We start from the raw sequence: 19526 nt of genomic DNA on the forward strand, positions 1-19526 counted from the left end.
CGAGGCGCGGGGGCGCGGCGCACGACGGACGACGGGACGGCGCGCGGCGGGGCGCCGGGATGCGCTCACCATGTCGTCGCCCCCCGCATGGCTCGGCGCAGGTCGGCGAGCGAGCCGATCGTGACGACCGAGAACGCGCCCAGGCGTCGGCGACCCGGCACGTGGTCGGGGTCGCACAAAATGACGACGACCTCGACCGCGGGCGGGAAGCCCGCCGCGGCCGTGCGCAGGCGGGCGGGCGTCACGGTGGAGCCGACGACGAGGAACGCCACGGAGACTCCGCGGGCGCTCTCGCCCGCGAGGCGCGCGACGTCGAGGATTCCGAGGGCGGCCGGCCCGTGCTCGACGACCGCGAGCTCGTCGAGCAGTCGGGACGGGGTCAGCGTCGAGAGCGGACGCAGCGCCACGACGGCGCGCTTGGCGAACTCGGGGGTCACGGCGCTCACGACGACCGAGACCTCTCGCGCGTCGCGGATCGCGCGCGCTCCGAGACTGCCCGCCACGCTCACCGCGAGCTCGAACTCCTCGTCTGAGCCGAAATCGATGCTCGCGATGCTGAGCGCCACGATCAGGTGGCTGCGCCGAGTCTCTTCGAACTGGCGCACCATGAAGGTGCCCGTCTTCGCCGTCGACTTCCAGTGGATATGGCGCCGGTCGTCGCCGGGCACGTACTCGCGCAGCGCGTGGAAGGCCAGGTCGCTCGGCGTCAGGTCGCGCGTCGGCTGGCCCTCGAGGTCGCGCACGAGCCCGCTCGAAGTGGAGGGGATGTCGATCGTGCGCGGGTGCACGACGATCTCGACCGCCGGAGTCCAGATGAGCTCGCGACGCACGAGGCCGATGGGGTCGGCGCGCACCGAGCGCACCGGCCCGAGGCCCACGCGGCCGCGGCGGGTGGTGGGCACGGCGACCTCGCGGGCGATGTCGCCATCGGGAGCGAGGCCCGGCACCGAGACCGGCACGATCTCCGCGCCGACCGGCAGGTCGACGACCTGCCCGAACGACCGGCGGCCGCTCGGGTTGCGCACACGGAGCCGGGCGACGGCCGGGTCGCCCACCGCGACGCGATGGGGCGGCGGAGCCAGCTCGACGCTGAGGCTCGTCCGCCCGAGAAGATAGACGGCCGCGACCACGGCAAGGGTGGCGCCGACCATGCCGAGCACGACGAGCTCTGCCCATCCCCATGCGTATCCCGCGAGGAGCGCGACGGGCACGAGGGCCGCCACGGTCCAGCCGAGCGGCGTGACGACCGACGACGCGGCCTGCCGGGCGCGGTCGAGACCGGTGCGCGCGGCACGGGCCGAGCGCACGATCGCGACCACGGCATCCGCCCCCCAGCCGGTGCGCTCGCCGACGATCCGCGTGCGCGCCGTCGTGACGGTCGACCCGATGGTCGACTCGTCGACGGTGCGCCGCGATCGCTCGCTCGACGGCGCTGCGGCGGGAGCCCGGCCGCGACTCTCGGGAGCGCTCGTCACACGGCGACCCGATCGCTCGGCGGCGGGGTCTCGACGAGAATCTGCGCGACCACGGAGGGGGCGGTCACGCCGTCGAACTCCGACTCGGGGTCGAGGCCGAGGCGGTGCGCGAGCACGGGCTCGGCGAGCGCCTTGACGTCATCGGGCACGACGTAGTGCCGCCCCTGGATCGCGGCGAAGGTCTTCGCGCACCGCACGAGGGCGAGAGCTCCGCGCACGCTCGCGCCGAGCCGCACGTCGGGGTGGGTGCGGGTGGCGTCGACGAGTCGAGCGACGTAGTCGGTGATGACGGGGTCGATGTGCACCGTGCGCGCGACGGCGATCATGTCGCGCACGACGTCGAGCTCGACGACGGGCTCGAGCACCGCGGCCCGCGGCCCGCCCGCGGCGTCGAGAATCCGCACGGTCGCCGCGTGGTCGGGGTAGCCGATCGCGGTCTTCATGAGGAAGCGGTCGAGCTGCGCCTCGGGCAGCCGGTAGGTGCCGGCCTGCTCGATGGGGTTCTGGGTCGCGATGACGAGGAACGGCGCCGTGACGGGGTGGGTCACCCCGTCGATCGTGACATGCCCCTCCTCCATGACTTCGAGCAGGGCCGACTGCGTCTTCGGGCTCGCCCGGTTGATCTCGTCCGCGAGCACGATCGTGGCGAACACTGGTCCGCGGTGGAACTCGAACTCTCCCGAGCGCTGGTCGTAGACGGTCATGCCCGTGATGTCTCCGGGCAGCAGGTCGGGGGTGAACTGCACGCGCGTCGTCGTGCCCCGGATGCTCTGCGCAAGCGCCCGTGCCATCGACGTCTTGCCGGTGCCGGGCACGTCCTCGAGCAGCAGATGGCCCTCGCTCAGCAGGGCCGTGAGGCTGAGCCGGATCACGTACGACTTGCCCAGCACGACGTGCTCGACGTTGCCCACGATGCGCTCGACGATGTCGGCGAACCAGGAGGCCTGCTCGGGGGTCATGGTCATGGTCGGTACTCCCGGGTGTAGGTGATGCCGTTCTCGGTGACGCTCACGATGAGGCGCGGGTCGTCGGGTGGCGCGGCGGTGATGGTGCAGCTCGACGGGGTGGGGGTGTCGATGGGGTCGCCGCCCGCGCAGGTGTGCTCGACGGCGTCGTAGTCGCCCTGCTCGACGGGCGTCCAGGTGATGGCGACGCTGCGGTCGTTCGGGGCCTCGCCCGTCGCGGTGATGGTCGGCTGCACGTCGATGCGCACCGCGACGCCGACCGCGAACGGGGCCGACCAGGTGCCGCACAGCAGCTGCTCGTACTGGCGGCAGCCGCGCACCTCGACCTGCACCGATCGGCCGTAGTGGCTCGTGCCGGCGGTGAGCAACTGGGGCAGCGTCGCACCGCTCGACTCGGCGGGGTCCACCCCCGCGCCGATCAGGCGGTACTGCACCTGGTCGACGCCATCGCCCCCGGCCGTCGTGACGCCCGTGAGGCGGAAGTCCCAGCGCCCCTCGCCGTTGGCGACAGGCCCGTCGAGGGTGATCGCGGTGATCGTGCTCGGGCGTTCACGCGGCGTCGCGGTCACCTCGACGCTCTCGGTGCAGCCCTGCCCGTTGTACGCGTAGACGACGACGCGGTAGGTCGTGTCGGCGGAGAGGCCCGAGACGGTCGTCGCGGTGAGCGAGCCCGCGAGCTGGGTGACCCCGGCGGGGGGAACGTGCGCAGGAGCGCCCTCCTCGACGCCCGTCACGGTGCAGGCGGGGGGCGAGCCGGCCGTGCCGATCCACACGTAGTAGGCCTGCACGGCGCGGCCGTTGCCCGAGAACGCGCCCGCCCACGAGACGGTCACCGAGGCGTCGCCCGCCCCCGAATCGGAGGTGGATCCGACCGCCGTCGGCGCCGCGAGCGCGAGCGGCGCCCCCGCCGGCGTGCCCGTCGTCGTGGAGCTGTTCCACGAGGTGAGCGGGTCGAACGAGTCGTTGCGAGCGCTGACCGAGACGGGGTACGCGGTGCCGTTGTCGAGCGCCCCGACATCGACGACCGAGAGCCAGTACTCGGTGCCGACGGGGTCGCTCGCAGGAACGGTGACCGTGCGCACGACCGGCCCGACCGCGACGCGGTAGCTGCGGATGTCGGAGGCCGCCGCGTCTTGAGCGGGCTTGGTCCAGCCGATGCGGAGGCCGTGATCGAGCGGCGTCACGCCGAGCAGCGCCGGAGCGGGCGGCACGAGGTCGCTCCATACGGCGTCGGCGAGCACGGTCGGTGCCGAGGGGCCCTGCGCGTTGACCGCGATGACGCTGATGCGCACGCGATTGTCGGAGCCGTTGCCCGGCGTCGGAACGGCGCATGGCGAGGCGGGGCACACGGTCGTCGTCGAACTGCCGTCGCTCACACGCGTCACGGTGGCCTCGAAGCGCTCGATGGGCGCGTTGTTCGAGGCGCCGGGCGCCCATGCGATCGTGAGGCTGCGGTTGGCGAACGACGACACGCGCAGGTTCGTCACCGGGTCGGGCACGTCTTGCACCGAGATGCGCACGGCGCCCCAGACGAACCGCTCAAGATCGTTCGTCGCGTCGGCCACCTGGTACTCGAGGTTGGTGTCGACGGGTTCAGCCGCTGCGCTGATGGTGGCGAGCAGCGTCTGGCCGTCGGCGCTCGGCACGATGCTGACGCCCGCGGGCAGGCTGCCGCTCTCGAGGCCGCGCACCGCGACGACCCGCAGCGGCTGGCCGGGGAAGGGGTTCCTCGCCTGGTCGTTGTCGAGCACGCGCACGGTCGTCGTCTGCGAGCGGGGCGCGATGACGGCGTCGGGTGCGGGTCGCGCGAGCGGGCGCGTCGACGGCACGACGGTGACCTGGATGCGGCCGGGGGTGCCCGGCGCGGCGTCATCCCGCACGCCGAGGGTCACGCCCGTGGTCGTGCCGCGCGGCGTGCTGGGCAGCACGCGCACCCGCAGCGACTGCCCGCTCAGTTCGACCTCGAGCCCGGGCGATGCCGATTCGATGATCGAGTAGGCGAGCTCGTTGACGTCGTCAGGGTAGGGGTACGCCGTGACGCGCACGAGGTCGAGCAGGCGCTCCTGACCGGGCTCGAGCTCGAGGGCGGCGCCGATCAGCACGGGCGGCTGGTTCTCGCGCGCCGTCACCTCGATGGGCAGCACGATGGTGGCGACGCGCCCCTCGGGGTCGGTCGCGCTGGCGCCGTCGGTCACCTCGAAGGTGAGCGAGGCGGGGCCGAAGTAGAGGTCGGCCGAGGTGAAACGCAGCGTGTTCTCGTCGACGACGAGCGGCTCGCCGTTCGACTGCGTCGCGCTCACGGTGGCCGTGTCGGTCAGCCTCACCTGCGCCCCGCCGACGGCGAGCACGTAGTCGTTGATGTCGATCGTCACGGTCTCCTCGCTGACGACCTCGATGCGGGGAGCGCGGCGGTCGAGCTGCGGCAGCGCATCATCGGTGCCGGGGACCCAGATGAAGGCGGTCGAGCGCACGGTCGGATCGGCGGGGTGCACGACCTGGAAGGGGATGATCTGACGCTGCGCGCCGACCTGCACGCGCACGCGCCGGTCAGGCTGCACGACGGCGCCCGACTCGTAGCCGGGCACGAGCTCGAGCCCGAGCTCCGAGACCTCACCCTCGGCGAAGAAGACCCTCGCGAGCACGTCGACGTCGAGCTCGTCGCGATCGAGGATGTCGGTGAGCGAGAGCACGGTGTCTCGGGCGACGGGGGCCGAGAGCGGAGCATCCGGGCTCACGATGATCGTGATGAAGGCTTGCGAGGCCCCCGCGAGCGCGTTCTCGATCGTGTAGACGAGCCCGTACCGGCCCGGGGCGGCGGGCGGCACGACGCGCACGAACTGCCCGTCGACGATCTCGGCGCTCAGCTCGGCCCCGTTCGCCTCGACGCCCGTCACGGTGAGCGCCGAGCCGTCGGGGTCGGTGTCGTTGTCGAGCACGGGAACCAGCACCGTGAACCCCGGCCGGATGAGCACCTGGTCGTCGTTCGCGACGGGGTTGCGGGCGCCCTCGAGCCGCGGGCTGATGCCGATGCGCACCACGCCCGACGAGCGCGCGCCGAGCGCATCGACGACCGTGTATCGGAACTCGTCGGTGCCGGCCGAGTAGCTGCCGGCCTGGTAGTCGAGGTAGTCGAGCCCCGTCTCGACGACGGCGCCCTTCTGGGGGCTCGACTCCTGCCCGATGACCTGCACCGAGTCGCCGTCGGGATCCATGCCGTCGACCGGGATGCGCACGCGCACCGAGTCGCCCGCGATGACGCGCGCGGTGACCGTGCGCGTCACGGGCGCCTGGTTCGTCGCCTCATTCACCTCGCGCACGCTAATGCGCACGCTCGCCTGCGCGCGCTCCTGCCCGAGGGGGCCAAGCACCTCGTACACGGCGGTGAAGTCGCCCGGCTGGTCGGGTGCGAGGTAGCGCAGCCGATCACCGGCGACGAAGAGCAGGCCCGATTCGCCGGTGAGCCCCTGCACGAGGCTCGGGGAGAGCGTGATGGGCTCGTCGTCGGGGTGCTCGTCGTTGGCCAGCACGGGAATGCTCACGGCATCGCCAACACGCACCGTGATCGTGTCGTCGATCGCGACGGGCGGCTGCAGCCGATCGGGTCGCGGGATCTCGATGACGGTGATCTCGCCCGTCGACTCGGCGAGGCCGTTGCTGATGCGGTACGTCACGATCTGCGGACCGTCGAGGGGTCGCGTGAGGGTGATGCGCACATCGCGCTGATCGAGCACCTCCGCGCGGATCCCGCTCGTCGGCGGCACGCCGATGACGCCCGTGACGACGAGCACCCCGCCGCCCGGATCGATGTCGGCGGTCGCGACGCCGATGGTCGCGTTGCTGAGCGTGCGCACGAAGAGCGTCTTCGGCACGGTGATCGGCGCCGCGCCCGCCGCAGGCGGAGCGGCGACATCCACGCGGATGATGCCGGTCGCCGTCGTCGACCCGTCGGTGACGACGTACTCGAGGTAGTGCGTGCGCACCTCGTCGCTGACGAATCGGAAGACGCCGCGATCGAAGCTCGGCGTGATCGTCGTGCCGCTCTTCTCGGGAACGGCGCTCAACCGGATGGTGCCCGTGCCGCCGCGCACGTGCACGAGCGGCTCGATGCGCACCTCTTGACCCGCGTAGGCGAGCACGACGAAGGGCTCGGCGATGATGGGCGTCTGACCAGCCGGCCGCACGGTCACCGCGAGCGTGCCGAGCCCGGTCGCGAGGCCGTCGGTCACCGTCAGCGCGACGGTGCGCAGCGTTCCCGCCCCGCCCGCCTCCGAAATCGTGACGCGGCCATCAGGGCGGAACGTGACGACATCGGGGGGCGGGATGCTCGCGGCCTGCAGATAGATCGGGTCGCCGTCCGGATCGACCCACTCCGCGAGCACCGCCGCCGTCGCCGTGCCGCCCTCGGCGACCGTCGTCTTGCTCGCTCGCACCTGCACGGGCGCGCCGTTCTCGCCCGCCGCGCGCACATCCACGCGCACCGTCGCCGAGTCCGACCCGCCGCGGCCGTCGGTGATCGTGTAGGAGAAGTCGATCTCGCCGCTCGCCCCGCTCTCGAGCGTCAGCTGCAGCTGCTGCGCATCGCCGATGAGGTCGAGCCGCCCGATCGCCGGATCGATCGCGGTGACCTCGGTGATCACGAGCACATCGCCGTTCGGATCGGTGTCGTTGAGCAGCACCGGCAGTACGCTCGCGCGTCCGGGTCGCGCCCCGAACTCGTCATCGACCGCAATCGGCGGCTGCTGCGCGCGCTCGAGCTCGGGGGGCGTGTCGAGCTGGTCGAGCTGCTCTTGCCGCTCATCCTCCTCGTCGCGGATGAGGTCATCCCAGTTGTCGATGAGCCGGCCGTCGCTCTGCACCGCCCACGCGGCGCCGCCGGCCCGATCGTTGAGGGCCAGGCGCTCGTCACGCACCGTGAAGGCCAGATCGGCGGCGGCCGGAACCGCCGAGAGAGGCAGCTCGGTCACCTGCTCGCCACAGCGACGCCAGGAGATGCCGTCGGTCCACGCGGCGAAGGCGCAGTCCCCGAGCACGACGGGGGCGGCGGGGCGGCCCTGCCGACCGGTGACGAGCTCGGTCAGCGCCGAGCCGTCGAGCCCCACCGAGACAAGCCCGCCGCGGTGCGCCACGAGCACCTGCTGGGCGTCATCGCTCGCCTGGGCGAGGCGCGGATCGTCGGCCGCGCCGATGACGCCCGAGAGGTCGACCACGCCCGACTCGGTGTGCAGCAGCCGTGTGCCCGTGTCGAGCACCGCCCAGCGCCCGCCCGCGATCGTGATCTGCAGCTCGACGGTCTCCTCGACGTCGATGCTCCACGTGCGGTCGACCCGATCGGTGGCGCCCGGGGCGACGCGGTAGACCTCGCCGAGCCCGGGGGCGACCGCGACGATGCCCACGGCATCGGTCGTGGCGACGACGCTGTCGGGGCCGAACTGGAACGCCGCGACGGTCGCGGGGTCGAAATCGGCGAACAGTGAGCGGGCCGTGACCCAGGTCTCGCCGGAGCCCACACTGTGCACGACGACGCTGTCGGCGGCGAGCATGACCTGCGGCTCGTCGGGCGGCAGCGGCACCGACTCGAGCACCTCCGAGCGGGCGGTGTCGACGATCTCGGCGGTGGCGTTGACCGTGTCGACGACGATGACGTCGGCGCCCCGCTGCACGAGCTCGAGCTGCGACCCCTCGCCGGGGATGACCGAGTCGAGCTCGCCCACCTGCAGGTTGGCGCGGCCGACCGCCTGGCGGTCGCCGTTGACGACCCACACGGCGCCGTCATTGATGTCGAGCCGCTGGGCTTCGAAACCGGGGTAGACGACCGCGATGGTCGCCACGACGACCGCGACGAGACCGCCGCCGACCCCCGTGAGGGCGGCCGATCGGTGCCGCGCGAACCACTGCCGGATCACGATGTCACCCTGCCGCGACCTCGGCGCACTTCTCGTCGCTCGGTGCACCCAGGCGACCCTCGCGCGCAACCCGCACCGTCACGCAGACGCGGTCGCCCGGGGCCGCGACGACGGCGAACTCCGTCGTGCGCTGGAAGGTCTCGGCGCCGCCGGCCAGCTGCACGCGGTAGGTGTCGTCGGGCTGGATGCCCGGGTCGCTCCACGAGAACACCACCGTTGTCCCGTCGAGCACCGCCTCGACGTTGGTCACGCTCGGCAGGTCGCGATCGCCTCCCTGGATGGCGAGCAGCGTCGCCGTTGCGCCGAGCGCGATGACGGCGAGCGAGATGACGACGAGGCCTGCGGCGAGGAAGCGGGTGCGCGTCGCGGTACGCCGGGTCGCCGTGCCGACGAGCTCGGGAGCGGAGTCGACCGCGGCGGCCTGCGCCGCGGCGGTGCGCCGGCGCCGCCGGCGGCCCGTCGACGAACCCGGCGAGCGCGGCGCGATCGCGCGCACGATCGTGCGATCGCCCGGGTCTCCGATGGTCGCGAGCGCCCAGTCGTCCATCGCCACGTCGGCCTGCGTGGTGACGAGCCCGAGCTCCGCCTCCACCCGCTGCAGATCGCGCACGAGCTCGAGCACCGACTGCTGGCGCTTGGCCGGATCACGGCTGAGAGAGCGGCGCAGCACGGCCTCGAGCGATGCGGGAACATCCTCGCGATCGATCGCCGGCACGCGGGCGCGCGCGATGCGGCCGATGAGTTCGTCGGAGGTGTTCGACCCGTCGAGCACCTCGAAGGGCGACCGTCCGGCGAGCAGCGTGTACAGCGTCGCCCCGAGCGACCACACCTCGCTCAGCACCGTGCCGGCCGTCTCGTCGAGCAGCACCTCCGGCGCCGACCAGGGGATCGACATGCCGACCGAGTCGGTGCTGCTGGCCGCGCTGAGCGAGGAGGCGATGCCGAAGTCGCTCAGAACCGGGTGCCCGTAGGCGGTCATGAGGATGTTGGAGGGCTTGATGTCGCGGTGCAGCACCCCGGTGCGGTGCGCCGTCTCGATCGCACTGCCGATCTGCACGCCGATGCGCAGCACCTCCGGCACGGGGATGCGCTCGGCCCGGTACCGCGTGGCGAGCTGTGCCGAGCAGAGCTCCATGACGAGGTAGGGGCGACCGTCGGCCGAGATACTCGCCTGGTAGACGGTCAGGATGCCGGGGTGCGACGAGAGCTGGGCCATGAGATTGGCCTCGACCTGGAACATCTGCCGCACGTGCTCGGTGACCACGTCAGCGAGCATGACCTTGACGGCGACCTGCCGCCGGGGCATGTTCTGCTCGTACAGGAAGACGTCGGCGAAGCCGCCGCTGCCGAGCAGGCGCACGTGACTGAACCCGGGCAGGATCGGGGGTTCCGACGGTCGACGTCGCGTCATGGTTCCCCCTCCCGGCACGATGTCCCCCCAGTGTAGGGAGTGCGGGGCGTCAGGGGCCGGGGGCGCGCACCACGTCGACGACGATCACGGTGATGTTGTCGCGTCCGCCCTGCGCGAGCGCCGCATCCACGAGCGCATTCGCGGTCTCGCGGGCGCTCAAGCGCGCAGCGAGGTGCAGCCGCAGCCGCTCGAGCGGCACCTCTTTCGTGAGCCCATCGGAGCACACCAGCAGGCGCATCCCGGGCTCGAGGGGCAGCACGCTCAGATCGACCTCGGGCTCGACCGAGAAGCCGACCGCGCGCGTGATGACGTTCGAGTCGGGATGGTTCTCGGCCTGCTCGGCGCTCAGCTGCCCGGCGTCGACCATCTCTTGCACGATCGAGTGGTCGGTCGTCACCTGGCTGAGTTCGTTGCCCGAGAACCGGTACACGCGCGAGTCGCCGACGTTGAAGACCGTGAGCTGCGGATGCCCGTCGACCAGCGTGAGAGCGACGCCCGTGACCGTCGTGCCGATGCCGTGATCAGCATCATCGAGCTGGTGGATGTCCCACGTCGCCAGATTGAGCGCATCGACGATCGCGGACGGCTCGATGAAGTCGCCGTCGACGGCCGCCTGCAGCCGGCGCACGACGGCGTCGCTCGCCCGATCGCCGTGCGAGTGGCCGCCCATGCCGTCGGCGACCGCGAACAGGGGCACATCGGCGAGGTAGCTGTCTTCGTTGCCCGAACGTCGGTAGCCCGTGTGGGTCACCCCGTGCCACGACAGCTCGACGGGCTCGCCGCGATCGGGCAGAGCGACGATGTGGCGTACGCTGCTGCGGCCGAGGGCGGTCACGAGGGCTCCGAAGGTCGGGGTGGGTGCGGGATGCTCGGGGCGACGAACTCGACCTCGACGCCGTCGCCCAGCTCGATGATCGCGTCGGGCAGCACGGCGCACGAGTCGCCCGGCCGCAGCCTCAGACTCGACCCCGTCGACCAGTGTACGACCACGCCGTTCGTCGACCCGAGGTCGGCGACCACGAGCGAGCGCCCGAGCCGCTCGATGCGGGCGTGCCGGGCAGAGACGTCAGCACGATCGGCGGGGATGACCACGCGCCGCGGCACGGGGTGCTCGTTCGGTCGAGGTGCCCCCGGCCGACGTCCGATGACGACGGGCACATCGAGCGGCACGACCGTGCTCGTGCCGCGCACCCGCAGCGCCCAGTCGACGGGGTCGGGCTCCGGCGGTTCCGGCGGCAGCGCGGCGTCGAGCGGCAGCGCACCGGCCGCGGCCGGGCGCGCGGGCTCGACGAGGCGGATGATCGTGTCCTCGACATCGCGGGCCGACGGCGGCCCAGTGTCAGGGGCGACGGGGCGGTCGCCCGCGCGGTCCGCACCACGCGGACGCAGCACCGTGTCGCCGGTGTCCTCCGGCCAATCCCCCATGGCGCCCCCCGCCTCGATCGTCCCTCTAGTCGCCGATGGACGGGCGACCCCGGCGGGCCGCCCTCGTATGCCGTGCCCCCTGGTCATCCATCGGCTAGTCGCCGATGTATGACATCACATGCTTGAGGCGCGTGTAGTCCTCGAAGCCGTAGTGCGAGAGGTCTTTGCCGTAGCCGGAGTGCTTGAAGCCGCCGTGCGGCATGTCCGACACGAACGGGATGTGGGTGTTGATCCACACGCACCCGAAGTCGAGGTCGCGGGCAAACCGCATGGCCCGCGTGTGGTCGCTCGTCCACACCGACGACGCGAGGGCGTAGCGCACACCGTTCGCGAGCGCGAGCGCCTCCTCCTCAGTGCGGAAGGTCTGCACCGTGAGCACGGGCCCGAAGATCTCCTCCTGCACGGCCTCGTCGTCTTGCCGCATGCCGGTCACGATCGTCGCGGGCCAGAAGTAGCCGCGATCGCCCTGCCGGGCGCCGCCCGCCACGATCTCGGCGTGCGCGGGCAGCCGCTCGATGACGCCCGCGACGCGCTCGAGCTGCGCGGCGTTGTTGAGCGCGCCGTAGAAGACGCCGTCGTCGCGCGGTCCGCCCGTGACGGCGTGCGTCGCTGCGCGGGTGACGAGCGCGGCCACGACCTCGTCGTGCACCGACTCGTGCACGATCACCCGCGTCGCGGCCGTGCAGTCCTGCCCGGCGTTGAAGTACGCGGCCAGCACGAGCCCCTCGGCCACCTTCTGCGGGTCGGCGTCGGGGAACACGATCGCGGGCGCCTTGCCGCCGAGCTCGAGGTGCACGCGCTTCAGGTCGGTTGCGGCCGCCCTCGCGACCTCCATGCCCGCGCGCACCGATCCGGTGATCGCGACCATCTGGGGGGTCGGATGCTGCAGCAGGGCCGCACCCGTCGTGCGGTCACCCATCACGACGTTGAACACGCCCGCGGGCAGCACGCCGGCGGCGAGCTCGGCGAACCGCACGGTCGAGAGCGGAGTCGTGTCGGAGGGCTTGAGCACGACCGTGTTGCCCGCCGCGATCGCCGGGGCGATCTTCCAGACGGCCATGTTGAGCGGGTAGTTCCAGGGCGTGACCTGCCCGATGACCCCGATGGGCTCGCGCCGCACGTACGAGGTGTGGTCGGCGAGGTACTCCCCCGCCGAGCGGCCGTCGAGGTCGCGTGCGGCGCCGCCGAAGAACCGCAGCTGGTCGACCGACTGATCGATCTCGTCGGCCACGAGGCTCGCGCGCGGCTTGCCGGTGTCGAGCGACTCGAGGTCGGCGAGCTCCTCGGCGTGCTCGGCCATGACGTCGGCCAGTCGGAAGAGCGCGAGCTGGCGCTCGGCGGGCGTCGTGCGGCCCCAGTGGCGGAACGCGGTCTCGGCGGCGCGGTACGCGGAGTCGATCTCCGCCGCCGTGCTCACGGGAGCGTGACCGTAGACCTCCTCCGTCGCCGGGTCGATGAGGTCGAGGTGAGTGTCGGAGGTGCTCTCGACGGACTCGCCGCCGATGACGTTACGGAGGATGCGGGCGCTCATGGCGCCACTGTAGCGCGCACGGGAGCGCGCATCCACCCCTACTGCGACGGATTCCGTTGCTCGATGGCGTCTGTTACTGCGGATTCACTTGTATTCCCGGCTTGACACTGTCAGAATCAGCCCATGGCCTCCCGAAGCAAGCCGGTGCACCTCGACGACGTGTCGAAGGCCATCGTCGAGCAGCTGCAGACCGACGGCCGCCGCTCGTACGCCGAGATCGGCAAGGCCGTTGGCCTCAGCGAGGCGGCAGTGCGCCAGCGCGTGCAGAAGCTGACGGATGCCGGGGTCATGCAAGTGGTCGCCGTCACCGACCCGATGCAGCTGGGCTTCTACCGCCAGGCCATGATCGGCATCCGCGTCGTGGGCGACACGACGCATGTTGCCGACGAGCTGAGCAACATGCGCGCCGTCGACTATGTCGTGCTCACGGCCGGCAGCTTCGACATCCTCGCCGAGGTCGTCTGCGAAGACGACGACGACCTCATCGACCTGCTCAACAGTCGCATCCGTGCGATCGAGGGCGTGCAGTCGACCGAGACCTTCGTCTATCTACGACTGCAGAAGCAGTTCTACAACTGGGGAACCCGATGAGTATTTTCCGCAAGAAGACCGCGACCGCGACGATCAGCGCGCCCACGACGCACGCCGAGCCGACGCACCACACGAGAGAGCACACGATGTCGATCGACACCTCCATCGCCCCGGCGGGCACCGCCCTCGACGCCTCGACCGAGGCCGACCTGCAGCAGAAGGCGAAAGACCACCTCTGGATGCACTTCGCCCGCCAGTCGGGCATGGAGGCCGGCAACGGCGTGCCCATCATCGTGCGCGGCGAGGGCCACCACGTCTACGACTCGCACGGCAAGAAGTACATCGACGGCCTCTCGGGCCTCTTCGTCGTGCAGGTGGGCCACGGCCGCGAGCGTCTCGCCGAGGCAGCCCGCAAGCAGGCGGAAGAGCTCGCGTTCTTCCCGCTGTGGTCGTACGCCCACCCGACCGCGATCGAGCTGGCCGACCGTCTCGCCGACTACGCGCCTGGCGACCTCAACCGCGTCTTCTTCACGACGGGCGGCGGCGAAGCCGTCGAGTCGGCGTGGAAGCTCGCGAAGCAGTACTTCAAGCTCACCGGCAAGCCCATGAAGCACAAGGTCATCTCGCGCGCGATCGCCTACCACGGCACGCCGCAGGGCGCCCTCGCGATCACGGGCATCCCGGGCATGAAAGAGATGTTCGAGCCGCTGACGCCCGGCGGGTTCCGCGTGCCGAACACCAATTACTACCGCGCCGCCGAGATGGGCTTCCACGGCTCGCTCGAGGAGTTCGGGCAGTGGGCGGCCAACCGCATCGAAGAAGCGATCCTCTTCGAGGGCCCCGACACCGTCGCGGCGGTCTTCCTCGAGCCGGTGCAGAACTCGGGCGGCTGCTTCCCGCCGCCCCCCGGATACTTCACGCGCGTGCGCGAGATCTGCGACAAGTACGACGTGCTGCTCGTGAGCGACGAGGTCATCTGCGCCTACGGCCGCATCGGTGAGATGTTCGCCTGCACCGCCCTCGGCTACGTGCCCGACATCATCACGAGCGCGAAGGGTCTCACGAGCGGGTACTCGCCGCTCGGCGCCATGATCGTGAGCGACCGCCTGTACGAGCCGTTCAAGCACGGCCAGACGGCGTTCTACCACGGCTACACCTTCGCCGGGCACCCGGTGTCGGCCGCCGTCGCGCTCGAGAACCTCAACATCATGGAAGAAGAGGGAATCCTCGCCCACGTGCGCGAGAACTCTCCGAAGTTCCGCGCGGCGCTGGAGCGCCTCAAAGACCTCCCGATCGTCGGCGACGTGCGCGGCGAGGGGTACTTCTTCGGCATCGAGCTCGTCAAGAACAAGGAGACCAAGGAGACCTTCAACGAGGCGGAGTCCGAGCGCCTGCTGCGCGGATTCCTCTCGAAGGCACTCTTCGACGCAGGGCTCTACTGCCGCGCCGACGACCGTGGCGACCCCGTCATCCAGCTCGCTCCCCCGCTCACGATCGGACCGGCCGAGTTCGACGAGATCGAGGCGATTCTGCGCCGCGTGCTGACCGAGGCGGGAACACTGCTCTGAGCACGACCGCGCGCCCCGCATCCGCTGCCGACTACCGCGGCCTGAGCTTCTGGCACGCGACGGTCGACGACGACCTGACACCCCGCCCCGCCCTCGATGGCGACCTCGACACCGACGTCGCCATCGTGGGAGCCGGACTCACGGGCCTGTGGACGGCGTACGAGTTGCAGCGGCGAGACCCCGGGCTGCGCATCACGCTGCTCGAGAAGCGCATCGCGGGCTTCGGCGCCTCCGGGCGCAACGGCGGATGGTGCAGCGCCCTCTTCCCGGCCTCGACCGCGGCGCTCGAGAAGAAGCACGGCCGCGAAGCCGCCCTCGCGATGCGCCGGGCCATGATCGACACCGTCGACGAGGTCGGCAGGGCCGCCGCCGAGGCGGGCATCGATTGCGATTATGAGCGCGGCGGCACGATCGTCTTCGCCCGCAGCGAGAGCCAGTGGCGCGCCGCGCAGCACGAGGTCGAGCACGCGCGCGGCTACGGCGTCGACGCCCTCGAGCTGTGGGGCGCCGATCGCGTTCACGCACGGGATGCCCGGGGCGCGGTCTACGACCCGGCCTGCGCCCGCGTGCACCCGGCCGCCCTCGTGCGCGGGCTCGCGCGCCGTGTCGAGCAGCGCGGTGCGGTCATCCACGAGCACACCGCCGTTGAGAGCTGGACGCCGGGAGCCGTGCGCACCGACCGCGGCACCGTGCGCGCGCGGCACATCATCACGGCGCTCGAAGGCTACGGGGCGACGATCGCGCAGTCGAAGCGCCGCATCCTGCCTCTCTATTCGCTCATGGTGGCGACGCAGCCGCTCGACGACGCCGTGTGGGAGGCGATGGGCATCGCCCATGGGCAGACGTTCTCCGACGGCCGCCACCTCGTCATCTACGGCCAGCGCACTGCCGACAACCGCATTGCCTTCGGCGGACGCGGGGCGCGGTACCACTGGGGTAGCGCGATCCGCGATGAGTACGACCGCGTCGACCGCGTCTTCGAGCACCTCGTCGCGACGCTGCACGACCTCTTCCCGCAGCTGCCGCCACTCGAGATCGAGCATGCCTGGGGCGGACCGCTCGGCGTGCCGCGCGACTGGCACGCGAGCGTCGCCTACGACCCGACGACGGGCATCGGCTCGGCCGGCGGCTACGTGGGCGACGGGCTCTCGACGACGAACCTGGCCGGTCGCACGCTCGCCGACCTCGTGACGGGCCGCGACACCGCGCTCACCCGACTGCCATGGGTGGGGCACCGCTCACCCTCGTGGGAGCCCGAACCGCTGCGGTTCCTCGGGGCCAACGCCGGCCTCGTCGCGATGACGACAGCCGATGCGGAGGAGCGCGCGACCGGGCGGTCCTCCGTGATCGCTCGAGCGATGAGCCCGCTCATCGGGCACTGATGGCGCGGCGCACCGCGACGTCGACCGCGCTGTCGCTGCTCGTGCTCGGCGCGATCATCGCCATCAACGTTCTGTCGGCGACGCTCGGCTCGGCGGTATCGCAACCCTTCATCCAGGGCTGGTACGCCGAGGCGGTGAAGCCCGGATGGACGCCGCCGAACTGGGTGTTCTCGGCCGTGTGGACGGTGCTGTACCTCAGCACCTCGGTGGCCGCGTGGCTCGTCTGGCGGCAACGCCGCCGCCGCAGGGTCGATCGGGCGCTCACCCTCTACGCCGTGCAGCTCGTGCTCAACGCCATCTGGTCGCCGCTGTTCTTCGCGCTCTACCCCGTCATCGGCGAGACGGCGACGTGGCTCTCGCTCACGGTGCACGTGCTGCTGCTCGTGGCGATCATCGTCACGATCGCCGAGTTCCGTCCCATCGATCGCGCGGCGGCGGTGCTGATGATGCCCTACCTCGTGTGGGTGACCTACGCTGCGACCCTCACCATCGGCATCGCCCTCCTCAACTGACGCGTCCGCATCGATGATGTGCGCAGTCGACGCGCAGGATGCTCGGAGCATCGGCGTCTACTCTCGCGGGAGCGCAGAGGAGGTGCGATGACGGCGACGCAGTCGATGGAAGGCCCGCGGCAGGGTCTCCCGTCCGCGAACCGTTCGAGCGCCATGCCGGCCACTCCGCGACCGATGGACTCGCGCCCGACCGCGTCGTCGACCGCGGTTCCCGAGCGCTCAGCGGCACGATCCGCGCTCGCCCTCGTGCTGCTGCTCGTCATCGCGTCGGGGGCCGCCGCACTCGGCTCCGTGCTCTCAGCTCCCGGCATCGCCGGCTGGTACGCCGAGACGCCGAAACCCATGTGGACGCCGCCCGATGCCGTGTTCGCGCCCGTCTGGACCGTGCTCTACGCGCTCATGTCGGTCGCCGCGTGGCTCGTCTGGCGGCGGCCCGATTCACTCGCGCGCACGCGAGCCCTGCGGGTCTATGCCGTGCAGCTCGGGCTCAATGCCGTCTGGAGCCCGGCCTTCTTCGGCCTCGGTGCGCTCCTCGGGGCACCCGGCGCGTGGGTGGCGCTCGTCGTGATCGTCGTCCTCGACTTCGCGATCCTCGCCACGATGATCCGGTTCGGCGACGTCAGCCGACTCGCCGCGACCCTGCTGGTTCCGTACTGGGTCTGGGCGCTCTTCGCCACGACACTCAACGCGGCGATCGCGGTGCTCGCCCGCTAGCGACGTGACCGCCGCTAGCGTGGACGCATGACCGAGTTCGCCCCGCCGATCGCCCCCGAACCGCCCGGGCGCCGCAGCCGGGCCGCCCGGGTCGGGCGCGGCATCCTGCTCGGGATCGCCGCTGTCGCGATCGTCGCGCAGTCCGCGCTCATCGCCTCGACCGCCTGGGCCGTCGCGAACCCGCGGGCCGTGAGCGACCAGCTCACGGTCTGGCAGTACGACCCCACTCCGGCAATCGCCGGCTACGCCACGCGCGCGGCGATGAGCGAGCGCGGGCGCTTCCTGTTCTACGCGAGCACGCCTGCCGTCGTGCCGGATGCCGAGTTCGACCGGCTGTGCTCGCGCGACGAGCCCGACATCGGCGTGCTCGGCTGCTACACGCTCGCCGATGGGCGCATCTACCTGTACGACATCACGAACGTCGACCTCGCCGCCTTCGAGGTCGTCGTCGCCGCCCACGAGATGCTGCACGCCGCGTGGGACCGCCTGCCGATCGAGCAGCAGGAGGCGCTCGTCGAGCCGCTCGAAGAGGCCTTCGCCACCGTTGGGCCCGAGAGCGAGCTTGCGGAGCGCATCGCCGCCTACGAGGACTACGACCGCGACTCGCGCATTCCCGAGTTGTACGCGATCGTCGGAACCGAGCTGCCGCAGATTCCCGCCGTGCTCGAGGAGCACTACGCGCAGTACTTCGACGACCGCAGTGCCGTCGTCGCCCTGTGGCAGGAGGTCGAGGCGATCTTCGTCGCGCTCGAAGAAGAACTCGAACGCCTCAACACCGAGCTCGAAGCGCTGAGCGCTGAGATCGACGACGACCAGGCTGCCGCCGAGCGCGCCGCCGCCGCCCTCGAGCGCGACATCACCGCCTTCAACGCGCGCGCCTCACGGCCGGGCGGCTACACGAGCCAGTCGGCCTTCGAGCGCGACCGACAGGCTCTGCTCGACCGGCAGTCGGCTCTCACACGGCGCATCGACGAGACCAACGCCAAGATCGACCGCTACAACGAGCTCGTCGACGAGTTCACGGCCCTCAACGAGCAGGCCGCAGCGCTCGACAAAGATCTCAACATCGATCCGCAGCCGATCGCCCCCACCGACTAGCGACTACGCACGCGACGGGAACAGCTCGTCGATGCGCGCCAGCGCCTCGGCATCGGGCGTCCACGCCCCGGCGGCCGCGGCGTTCTGCGCGACCTGCTGCTCGGTCGTCGCCCCCGCGATCACCGAGGCCATCGCCGGGCGGCTCAGCAGCCAGCCGATCGTGCCCTCGAGCATCCCGACCCCCCGATCGGCGCACAGCGCCGCGAACGCCTCGATCGCGTCCCACGGGGCGTCGGTGGCCACATGCGGTCGTTGCCGCATGATGCGCGAATCGGCCGGTCCGCCCTCGCGCGAGAACTTGCCGGTGAACAAGCCGTTCGCGAGCGGGAAGTAGGGCAGCAGGCCCAGTCGATGGCGCTCGAGGGCGGGCAGCAGCTCGGTGTCGGCCTCGCGCACGAGCAGGCTGTACTCGTTCTGGGCGCTCACGAACCGGGGGTGACCGGCGGCGGTCGCCGCACGCTCGGCCTCCTCGACCTGCGCGGGCATGAAGTTCGAGTGTCCGAGAAAGCGCACCTTGCCCTCGTCGACGAGTTCGTGCAGGGCGCTCAGCGTCTCGTCGATGGGCGTCTCGGGGTCGGGCGTGTGCACCTGGTAGAGATCGATGCGGTCGGTGCGCAGCCGGCGCAACGAGCCCTCGACCGCCGTGCGGACATAGGCGCGCGAGCCGTGCGGCACATCGAGCAGGTCGGGGTTCTTCGCGTCGGCGTGCCCGAACTTCGTCGCGATGACGACGCGGTCGCGACGGCCGGCGAGCGCTCGACCCATCATCGACTCGCTGCGGCCGTGCTCATAGCCGTACATCTCCGCCGTATCGAGCAGCGTGATGCCGTGATCGATCGCCGCGTGCAGCACGCGATCGGTGCCGCCCTGCTCTTCGGTCGCCGACCCGGGACGGCCGAAGTTGTTGCAGCCGAGTCCCACGGCCGAGACGAGCAGGTCGGTATCGGCGAGGGCGCGCTGCGGCATCGAGGTCATGCCTCCATCCTCCCCCGGGCGGGCTCGCGACGCGCA

14 protein-coding genes are annotated in these 19526 nt (G+C 71.4%); 6 read left to right on the top strand and 8 right to left on the bottom strand.

The genetic code is table 11. The features are described from left to right. Positions 1-65 precede the first annotated feature (65 nt). From NNL39_RS00485 to NNL39_RS00515, 7 genes are all read right to left on the bottom strand, one after another. Complete coding sequence (locus tag NNL39_RS00485) at positions 66-1475, bottom strand: DUF58 domain-containing protein (protein WP_255159767.1); 1410 nt, start codon at positions 1473-1475, stop codon at positions 66-68. After that, the gene (locus NNL39_RS00490) at positions 1472-2440 is read right to left on the bottom strand and encodes an AAA family ATPase (RefSeq protein ID WP_255159768.1); all 969 of its coding nucleotides are present in this window, start codon (positions 2438-2440) and stop codon (positions 1472-1474) included. Before NNL39_RS00490 ends, NNL39_RS00485 begins: the two co-directional genes overlap by 4 nt. Continuing rightward, entirely contained in the window at positions 2437-8343 is a 5907-nt protein-coding gene (locus NNL39_RS00495; protein WP_255159769.1) for an Ig-like domain-containing protein, read from the bottom strand. The genes NNL39_RS00490 and NNL39_RS00495 overlap by 4 nt, the downstream gene beginning before the upstream one ends. Positions 8344-8347: 4 nt before the next feature. Then, positions 8348-9754 carry a serine/threonine-protein kinase gene (locus NNL39_RS00500; protein ID WP_255159770.1) on the bottom strand — a complete coding sequence of 469 codons (1407 nt, stop codon included), beginning with the start codon at positions 9752-9754 and terminating at the stop codon, positions 8348-8350. A gap of 49 nt (positions 9755-9803) precedes the next feature. Then, positions 9804-10589, bottom strand: coding sequence for a PP2C family protein-serine/threonine phosphatase (locus NNL39_RS00505; protein WP_255159771.1), 786 nt, complete (start codon positions 10587-10589; stop codon positions 9804-9806). After that, entirely contained in the window at positions 10586-11179 is a 594-nt protein-coding gene (locus tag NNL39_RS00510) for an FHA domain-containing protein (protein WP_255159772.1), read from the bottom strand. Before NNL39_RS00510 ends, NNL39_RS00505 begins: the two co-directional genes overlap by 4 nt. Before the next feature lie 94 nt (positions 11180-11273). After that, positions 11274-12710, bottom strand: coding sequence for a gamma-aminobutyraldehyde dehydrogenase (locus tag NNL39_RS00515; RefSeq protein WP_255159773.1), 1437 nt, complete (start codon positions 12708-12710; stop codon positions 11274-11276). A gap of 123 nt (positions 12711-12833) precedes the next feature. On the opposite strand from NNL39_RS00515, the gene NNL39_RS00520 reads away from it, so the two are divergent. The 6 genes from NNL39_RS00520 (at position 12834) to NNL39_RS00545 (ending at position 18515) form a co-directional block, all read left to right on the top strand. Beyond that, positions 12834-13301 (top strand): Lrp/AsnC family transcriptional regulator, encoded by a 468-nt coding sequence (locus NNL39_RS00520; protein WP_255159774.1) that lies wholly within the window; start codon positions 12834-12836, stop codon positions 13299-13301. A gap of 86 nt (positions 13302-13387) precedes the next feature. Continuing rightward, a complete protein-coding gene (locus NNL39_RS00525) occupies positions 13388-14809 on the top strand; it encodes an aspartate aminotransferase family protein (RefSeq protein ID WP_255159775.1) in 1422 nt (473 codons plus the stop codon). Positions 14810-14883: 74 nt separating this feature from the next. Beyond that, the gene (locus NNL39_RS00530; RefSeq protein ID WP_255160965.1) at positions 14884-16191 is read left to right on the top strand and encodes an NAD(P)/FAD-dependent oxidoreductase; all 1308 of its coding nucleotides are present in this window, start codon (positions 14884-14886) and stop codon (positions 16189-16191) included. Next, positions 16191-16703 carry a TspO/MBR family protein gene (locus NNL39_RS00535; protein ID WP_255159776.1) on the top strand — a complete coding sequence of 171 codons (513 nt, stop codon included), beginning with the start codon at positions 16191-16193 and terminating at the stop codon, positions 16701-16703. Before NNL39_RS00530 ends, NNL39_RS00535 begins: the two co-directional genes overlap by 1 nt. An 87-nt stretch (positions 16704-16790) precedes the next feature. Then, positions 16791-17417: a TspO/MBR family protein gene (locus tag NNL39_RS00540; protein WP_255159777.1), complete on the top strand. Its 627-nt coding sequence runs from the start codon at positions 16791-16793 to the stop codon at positions 17415-17417. Positions 17418-17444: 27 nt separating this feature from the next. Continuing rightward, positions 17445-18515 (top strand): hypothetical protein, encoded by a 1071-nt coding sequence (locus NNL39_RS00545; protein WP_255159778.1) that lies wholly within the window; start codon positions 17445-17447, stop codon positions 18513-18515. A 3-nt stretch (positions 18516-18518) separates the two neighbouring features. Here the strand turns inward: NNL39_RS00545 and NNL39_RS00550 are convergent, their stop codons facing one another. Further along, a complete protein-coding gene (locus tag NNL39_RS00550) occupies positions 18519-19490 on the bottom strand; it encodes an aldo/keto reductase (protein WP_255159779.1) in 972 nt (323 codons plus the stop codon). Between the last annotated feature and the right edge of the window lie 36 nt (positions 19491-19526).

It is taken from the genome of Microcella humidisoli (assembly GCF_024362325.1).
GTDB classification, from domain to species: Bacteria; Actinomycetota; Actinomycetes; order Actinomycetales; family Microbacteriaceae; genus Microcella; species Microcella humidisoli.

Bases quoted from the DNA above. Each gene is read 5' to 3' on its own strand.
- NNL39_RS00490 (WP_255159768.1), bottom strand. From the start codon at position 2,440: ATGACCATGACCCCCGAGCAGGCCTCCTGGTTCGCCGACATCGTCGAG.
- NNL39_RS00500 (WP_255159770.1), bottom strand. From the start codon at position 9,754: ATGACGCGACGTCGACCGTCGGAACCCCCGATCCTGCCCGGGTTCAGT.
- NNL39_RS00510 (WP_255159772.1), bottom strand. From the start codon at position 11,179: ATGGGGGATTGGCCGGAGGACACCGGCGACACGGTGCTGCGTCCGCGT.
- NNL39_RS00515 (WP_255159773.1), bottom strand. From the start codon at position 12,710: ATGAGCGCCCGCATCCTCCGTAACGTCATCGGCGGCGAGTCCGTCGAG.
- NNL39_RS00520 (WP_255159774.1), top strand. From the start codon at position 12,834: ATGGCCTCCCGAAGCAAGCCGGTGCACCTCGACGACGTGTCGAAGGCC.
- NNL39_RS00525 (WP_255159775.1), top strand. From the start codon at position 13,388: ATGTCGATCGACACCTCCATCGCCCCGGCGGGCACCGCCCTCGACGCC.
- NNL39_RS00535 (WP_255159776.1), top strand. From the start codon at position 16,191: ATGGCGCGGCGCACCGCGACGTCGACCGCGCTGTCGCTGCTCGTGCTC.
- NNL39_RS00540 (WP_255159777.1), top strand. From the start codon at position 16,791: ATGACGGCGACGCAGTCGATGGAAGGCCCGCGGCAGGGTCTCCCGTCC.
- NNL39_RS00545 (WP_255159778.1), top strand. From the start codon at position 17,445: ATGACCGAGTTCGCCCCGCCGATCGCCCCCGAACCGCCCGGGCGCCGC.
- NNL39_RS00550 (WP_255159779.1), bottom strand. From the start codon at position 19,490: ATGACCTCGATGCCGCAGCGCGCCCTCGCCGATACCGACCTGCTCGTC.